This window comes from Komagataeibacter intermedius TF2 (assembly GCF_000964425.1).
Classification (GTDB): domain Bacteria; phylum Pseudomonadota; class Alphaproteobacteria; order Acetobacterales; family Acetobacteraceae; genus Komagataeibacter; species Komagataeibacter intermedius.
The window spans coordinates 1-6,600 of sequence record NZ_BANF01000190.1 but is presented as its reverse complement, the minus strand read 5'-3'; the positions used below and the strand labels follow the sequence as shown (position 1 = coordinate 6,600).

General features: G+C 60.0%; 6 protein-coding genes. 5 read left to right on the top strand and 1 reads right to left on the bottom strand.

Features of this window, described 5'->3' with window-relative positions; genetic code table 11:
• The first annotated feature begins 308 nt into the window (after positions 1–308).
• From B7449_RS15595 to B7449_RS15575, 5 genes are all read left to right on the top strand, one after another.
• Complete coding sequence (locus tag B7449_RS15595; protein WP_048883804.1) at positions 309–1,505, top strand: NAD(P) transhydrogenase subunit alpha; 1,197 nt, start codon at positions 309–311, stop codon at positions 1,503–1,505.
• Entirely contained in the window at positions 1,502–1,834 is a 333-nt protein-coding gene (locus B7449_RS15590; RefSeq protein ID WP_048883803.1) for an NAD(P) transhydrogenase subunit alpha, read from the top strand. The genes B7449_RS15595 and B7449_RS15590 overlap by 4 nt, the downstream gene beginning before the upstream one ends.
• Complete coding sequence (locus B7449_RS15585; protein WP_048883802.1) at positions 1,831–3,255, top strand: NAD(P)(+) transhydrogenase (Re/Si-specific) subunit beta; 1,425 nt, start codon at positions 1,831–1,833, stop codon at positions 3,253–3,255. Before B7449_RS15590 ends, B7449_RS15585 begins: the two co-directional genes overlap by 4 nt.
• A 70-nt stretch (positions 3,256–3,325) precedes the next feature.
• On the top strand, positions 3,326–4,354 hold the full coding sequence (gene adhP / locus B7449_RS15580; RefSeq protein WP_048883801.1) for an alcohol dehydrogenase AdhP: 1,029 nt from the start codon (positions 3,326–3,328) through the stop codon (positions 4,352–4,354).
• 65 nt (positions 4,355–4,419) lie between these two features.
• Positions 4,420–5,811, top strand: coding sequence for an NAD-dependent succinate-semialdehyde dehydrogenase (locus B7449_RS15575; protein WP_048883800.1), 1,392 nt, complete (start codon positions 4,420–4,422; stop codon positions 5,809–5,811).
• 186 nt (positions 5,812–5,997) lie between these two features.
• On the opposite strand, the gene B7449_RS15570 is transcribed toward B7449_RS15575, so the two are convergent.
• The coding region (locus B7449_RS15570) for a mechanosensitive ion channel family protein (RefSeq protein ID WP_048883799.1) at positions 5,998–6,600 on the bottom strand (603 nt) is incomplete at its 5' end.

Here is a 6,600-nt window from a genome sequence, read left to right as displayed (position 1 = left end):
CTTATCAAGCCCGCAAAACTGTCCGAACGGACGGGACCACCTCAATGAAACCTTCATGTCAGTCGAAAATCACACATGAAAAAGTGTCGCTTGGCCAACCTGGAGGCCGAATGTCTTTCCTGTGCAGGGAAACTGGATGAACTACGCAATCCTGCCTTCGTTGCAGAAGTTGACACACGTCAAGGAGCCTTGCCGCACAGGTTGATAACAGAGTCGTTAGCGTCCTCGGGCGTTCGGCGGGCAAGCCCACTGGCAACGTCAGCACTTGCCGACCGCAGATAGCCACAACCCAGCATGGACAACTGATCATGAGCCTTACGATCGCCGCGATCAGGGAAAAGGACGAAGGAGAACGGCGCGTTGCGTTGGTGCCCGTCGTTGCGGAGCGCATCAAGCGTCTGGGGGCGTCCGTCGCCCTCGAAGCCGGAGCCGGTCTCACTTCCTATTTTCCCGATGCCACCTACAAGGACACCTCCATCGTGGAAGACGAGAAATCCCTCGTCGCCTCCGCCGATATCGTCCTTGCAGTGAATCCTCCCTCTCCCGACCTTGTGCAGGTCATGAAACCGGGAGCCATCCTCATCTCCTTCATCTACGGGCGCACTCATCCCGATCTGGTGAAGGCACTGCGGGACAAAAAGATTTCCTGTTTCGCAATGGAGCAAATCCCCCGTATCAGCCGCGCGCAGGCCATGGACGCCCTGTCCAGTCAGGCCACACTCGCGGGCTACTACGCGGTGCTGCTCGGCACCGTGCATATGCCCAAGATTCTTCCCATGATGACCACCGCTGTCGGTTCCCTTCGGGCCGCACAGGTGTTGGTCATGGGTCTTGGTGTGGCCGGGCTTCAAGCGCTGGCGACCGCCCACCGTCTCGGTGCGGTCACGGAAGGCTATGACGTCCGACCGGAAACGAAGGATGAAGCTCACTCGCTGGGTGCGAAATTCGTGGATACGGGCGTGGACGCCACCGGTCAGGGCGGGTACGCCCGCGAACTGACAGACGCCGAAAAAGCCAAGGTGAAATCGGTGCTGAGCGATCACATCGCACGTGCCGATCTCATCGTCACCACGGCTGCCGTCCCGGGCCGCCGTGCACCGCGCCTGATCGACGCGGACCAGATCGCACGCATGAAACCCGGCTCCGTCATCGTGGACATGGGCGCGGAAGGCGGTGGCAACTGCGAAGGCACCAAGGCGGGTGAGACGCTTCAGGTCGGTCCCACGCTGATCATCGGCCCGACCAACCTGCCGTCCTATCTCAGCGAGCAGGCCAGTGAACTGTATTCCAAGAACATCCTCAATCTGCTCGAACAGATCATCAAGGATGGCAAGCTGACACTGGACCTGACGGATGAGGTGATCGCCAAGACACTCGTCACCCATGACGGCAAGATCACCAATGATGGCGTGCGTGCCGTGGTGGAGGGCATACCGGCTGCCCCGGCACCCGCGGCTCCGAAGCCTTCTCCGGCCCCTGCTGCGCCGAAAGGACCGACGTCATGATCATCACCTCCATGACTTTCATCATCGCCCTCTACATCTTCATGCTGGCGGCGTTCACAGGCTACGTGGTTATCAGCCGGGTGCCATCGATCCTGCACACACCGCTGATGTCAGGCTCGAACTTCATTCACGGTATCGTCGTGGTGGGCGCGCTCAGTGCCCTGCTCTCGGCCACTACGCTGGCGGAACAGATCATCGGTTTCTTCGGTGTCCTGTTCGGCGCGGGCAACGTGATGGGCGGCTATGTCGTGACCGACCGGATGCTGGCCATGTTCAAGCCCAGCACCGCCAAGCCGGCGAAAAAGTCTGACGAAAAGAGCGCATCATGAATCTGCTCGAATACATTGTGGCCCTGAGCGGTCTGGTTGCGTCCGGACTGTTCATCTACGGCCTCAAGGGCATGTCTTCGCCGGTCACGGCCGTCAAAGGCATCGTCATCGCGGGCTGGGGCATGGCCTTCGTGGTCGTGGCCAGCTTCCTTCAGGTCTTCAACCTTCCCGAAGATGTGCTGCCGCATCTTCCCGTCAACCTCGGGCTGGCTGTCCTTGCGCTTCTGCTGGGCGGCCTGTGGGCGGGCCGCAAGGGACGGACAGTCCCCATGACGGCCATGCCGCAGATGGTGGCGCTGTTCAACGGCATGGGCGGCGGCTCGGCCGCAGCCGTGGCAGCGGTGGCGCTTCTGCATCACGCGGGCGGCTCGGCCCTGCATCTGGGCGTAACCGTCACAGGCGCGCTGATCGGCTGTATCTCACTGACCGGCTCGCTGATTGCATGGGCCAAGCTTGACGGCAAGATGCGCAATCCCATCCGTTTCGGCGGGCAGAAGGTGTTCAACCTGGCCATCTTCCTTGGCACGATCGTGCTGGGCATCATGACCGTCATCGCGCAGATGAACGGAGCGCCGGAAGGCGGCCTGTATGCCCTCCTGTTCTTTGCCGGCGCGCTGTTCTTCGGGCTGTGCATGACGGTGCCGATCGGCGGCGCGGACATGCCGGTGGTGATCTCGCTCTACAACGCCTTTACCGGTCTGGCCGTGGGTCTTGAAGGCTATGTCATGGCCGATCCCGCGCTCATGATCGCGGGCATGGTCGTGGGTTCGGCCGGCACACTGCTGACGGTGCTGATGGCGAAAGCCATGAACCGTTCGATCACCAACGTGCTGTTCAGCAACTTCGGCGCGGCTTCCCAGCAGGCCAAGGGACCGCAGGGCGAGATGAAATCGGTCGATCCGGCCGATGCCGCCACCACCATGCGTTATGCGTCGAGCGTCATCATCATTCCGGGCTACGGTCTGGCGGTGGCTCAGGCGCAGCAGAAGCTCTACGAGTTTGTGAAGCTGCTTCAGGCAGCGGGCGTGGACGTGAAGTTCGCCATCCACCCTGTTGCGGGTCGTATGCCCGGTCACATGAACGTGCTGCTCGCCGAAGCCGGCGTGCCTTACGACATGATCTACGACATGGACGACATCAACGACAGCTTCAAATCCACCGATGTTGCGCTCGTGATTGGCGCAAACGACGTGGTCAACCCCTCCGCACGCACGGACAAGTCTTCCCCCATCTACGGTATGCCGATCCTCAACGCCGATCAGGCGCATCAGGTCTTCGTCATCAAACGTGGTCAGGGGACCGGCTATTCGGGCGTGCAGAACCCGCTGTTCTTCGCGAAGAACTGCTCGATGGTCTTTGGTGACGCACAAGCCGTGCTGAGCAAGATGGTCGAAGCCGTGAAGGCACTGGGAACCAACTGATCCCCACCCCTGCCACTCCGGTGGCAGGGTTTTTCATTTCAGGGATCGGACAAAAGAAAGGAAAAGAGACATGGCAGGCAAGATGAAAGCGGCGGTCGCCCACGAGTTCGGCAAACCGCTGACAATCGAAGAGCTGGACATTCCCACGATCAATCAGAATCAGATTCTGGTGAAGGTTGACGCCTGTGGCGTCTGTCACACAGACCTGCACGCCGTGAGCGGTGACTGGCCCACCAAACCCAAACCCCCATTCATCCCTGGCCACGAGGGCGTGGGCCACGTCGTGCAGGTTGGCAGCAACGTCAACTGGATCAAGGAAGGCGATGTGGTCGGCGTCCCGTGGCTGTATTCGAGCTGCGGTCATTGCGAGCACTGTCTGGGCGGCTGGGAAACGCTGTGTGAAAAGCAGCAAGACACAGGCTACACCGTGAATGGCTGCTTCGCGGAATATGTCGTGGCCGATCCGAACTACGTGGCGCACATTCCCAAGGGCGTGGACCCGATCCAGATCGCACCAGTGCTGTGCGCGGGCCTGACGGTCTATAAAGGTCTGAAAATGACCGACACCAAGCCCGGTGACTGGGTGGCGGTCTCAGGCGTGGGTGGTCTGGGCCAGATGGCCATTCAGTACGGCGTGGCCATGGGCAAGAACATGATCGCCGTCGATATTGATGACACAAAACTGAAGACCGCCAAGGAACTGGGCGCGGCGCTGACCGTAAATGCCAAGGACACAGACCCCGCGGCCTTCGTGCAGAAGGAAGTCGGCGGCGCTCATGGCGCGCTGGTGACGGCCGTCTCCCGTATCGCCTTTTCACAGGCCATGGGCTATGCACGACGCGGTGGAACGATTGTTCTCAATGGCCTGCCGCCGGGTGAATTTCCGGTGTCGATCTTCGACATGGTCATGACGGGAACAACGGTCCGCGGATCCATCGTGGGCACGCGTCTCGACATGATCGAGGCGCTGTCCTTCTTTGCTGAGGGAAAGATTCACAGCGTTGTGAAGCCCGACAAACTGGAGAACATCAACCGCATCTTCGACGACCTTGAACATGGTCGCATCGACGGACGCGTGGTGCTCGACTTCCGGAACTGACGTGCTTACCGTGCCTGTCCTCAGGCACGGGTTTCCCCTCGCGCAGAAGAAAAAAGGAACAGAGGATGGCCTACGCAACAACCAATCCGTTCACGAATGAACAGATCAAGGTGTTCCCCAATTCGACCGACGCCGAGATCAACACGGCGCTGGACGCAGCCCACAGCGCCTTCCTGTCGTGGCGCACGACCTCCTTCGCCGAGCGCGCGAAGGTCATGCAGAACGCTGCCGACATCCTGCGCGCCAATATCGACGACTACTCCAAGCTGCTGACGCTGGAGATGGGCAAGATCTTCGCGGAAGCCAAGGCCGAGACGGAACTGTCCGCAGCGATCTTCGAATATTATGCCAAGAACGCCGAGAAACTTCTGGTCCCGCAGGATCTGCCCGTCGCCAGCAAGGACGAGGGCCGCGCGAAAGTGATCCATCAGCCGCTGGGCGTGCTGCTGGCCGTCGAACCGTGGAACTTCCCGTTCTATCAGGTCGCGCGCATCATCGCGCCGCAGCTCTCCGCCGGTAACACCGTCGTCCTCAAGCACGCTTCCAACGTGCCGCAGTGTGCTGCCGCCATGGACGAACTGATGATCAAGGCCGGCCTGCCCAAGGGCGCGTTCCAGAACCTCTATCCCACGCACGATCAGGTCTCGCGCATCCTTGCCGACCACCGCGTGCGCGGTCTGGCTCTGACAGGCTCCGAAGGTGCTGGCGCACGTCTGGCCTCCGAAGCCGGTCAGGCGCTGAAGAAGTGCACCATGGAACTGGGCGGCGCGGACGCCTTCATCGTGCTGGAAGATGCCGATCTGGAGAAGACCGTGAACTGGGCCGTCTTCGGACGTCACTGGAACGCCGGTCAGGTCTGTGTGTCCTCCAAGCGCCTGATCGTCGTGGACGGTGTCTATGACGAGTTCGTCAAGCGCTACCGCGAGGGCGTGTCCAAGCTGAAAATGGGCGACCCGATGGACCCCGCCACGACGCTGGCTCCGCTGTCTTCGCAGAAAGCCGCTGACGATCTGAAAAAGCAGGTCGAAGGTGCAGTTGCCGCAGGTGCGAAAGCGGAAGAAATCCCGCTGGAAATGCCCAATCAGGGTGCGTTCTTCCGTCCGGTGATCCTCACCAACCTCAAGGACGACAACCCGGCGATGCGCGAAGAGTTCTTCGGCCCCGTCACGCTGCTGTTCCGCGTGAAGGACGAAGCCGAGGCGATCCGCGTGGCCAATGACAGCCCGTATGGCCTTGGCGGTTCGGTCTTCACCAAGGACGAAGCCCGTGGCGAACGCGTGGCCGAGCAGATCGAGACCGGCATGGTCTACATCAACCATCCGACGATGGTGAAGGCGGACCTGCCGTTCGGTGGCGTGCTGCGTTCCGGCTTCGGTCGTGAACTGATCGACCTCGGCATCAAGGAGTTCGTCAACCACAAGCTGATCGACGTCGTCGACATCGACGCGCCGTTCTGATTGCGGTGACGGGAGTGACTTCTTCGGTCGCTCCACTCTGAATGTAAAAAAGCCCGGTCTCGCAGTTTGCGGGACCGGGCCTTTTTTATGTGTCGACACCGGAAGACAGAGAGATCAACCGGAAGACAGAGAGATCAAGGGGCGGTTATTTCTTCACCCTTTCTCCTGAACCCGATCCGGCATGCTTCATGCTGCCGCTCGCGCCGTTACGCCAAGACGATAGCCAGCTTTCTGAAGCACTTTGATGGACTCTTCGGAATATTTTCCAACCAGCGATGAAACATCTCCCGGAGCGCTCCAGAACCCAAGCGTCACCTGAATATTTGCAGGCTTCGGCAGGAAGGAGACCGACGGTGCTGGATCTTTAAGCACCCGTTCGTCCTGTTCCGTTAACCCCAGAAGCAGCGCACGGGCCTTGTCGAGATCATCATTGTAATCGATCAGCAAACTGACAGATCCCAGAAGCCTTTCCGACTCCGAACTGTTGACGACAATGTTGTTCGACAATGTTCCGTTGGGGATAAAGATTATCTCGTTGTTCGCATCGAGCAAGACAGTGCGGAACATCTCGATCGATGTCACCGTACCGGAACTCCCTCCTGCTGTGATCGAATCTCCCACCTTGAATGGGCGAAACAGAAGAATCAAAACACCACCAGCAAAGTTCGCAAGACTACCCTGCAATGCCATGCCGACCGCCAAACCCGCGGCACCAAGAACCGCAACAAACGACGTCGTCGCAATACAGAGGTGGTCCCCATTTTTCGGACAGGGCGATAAGCTATCATC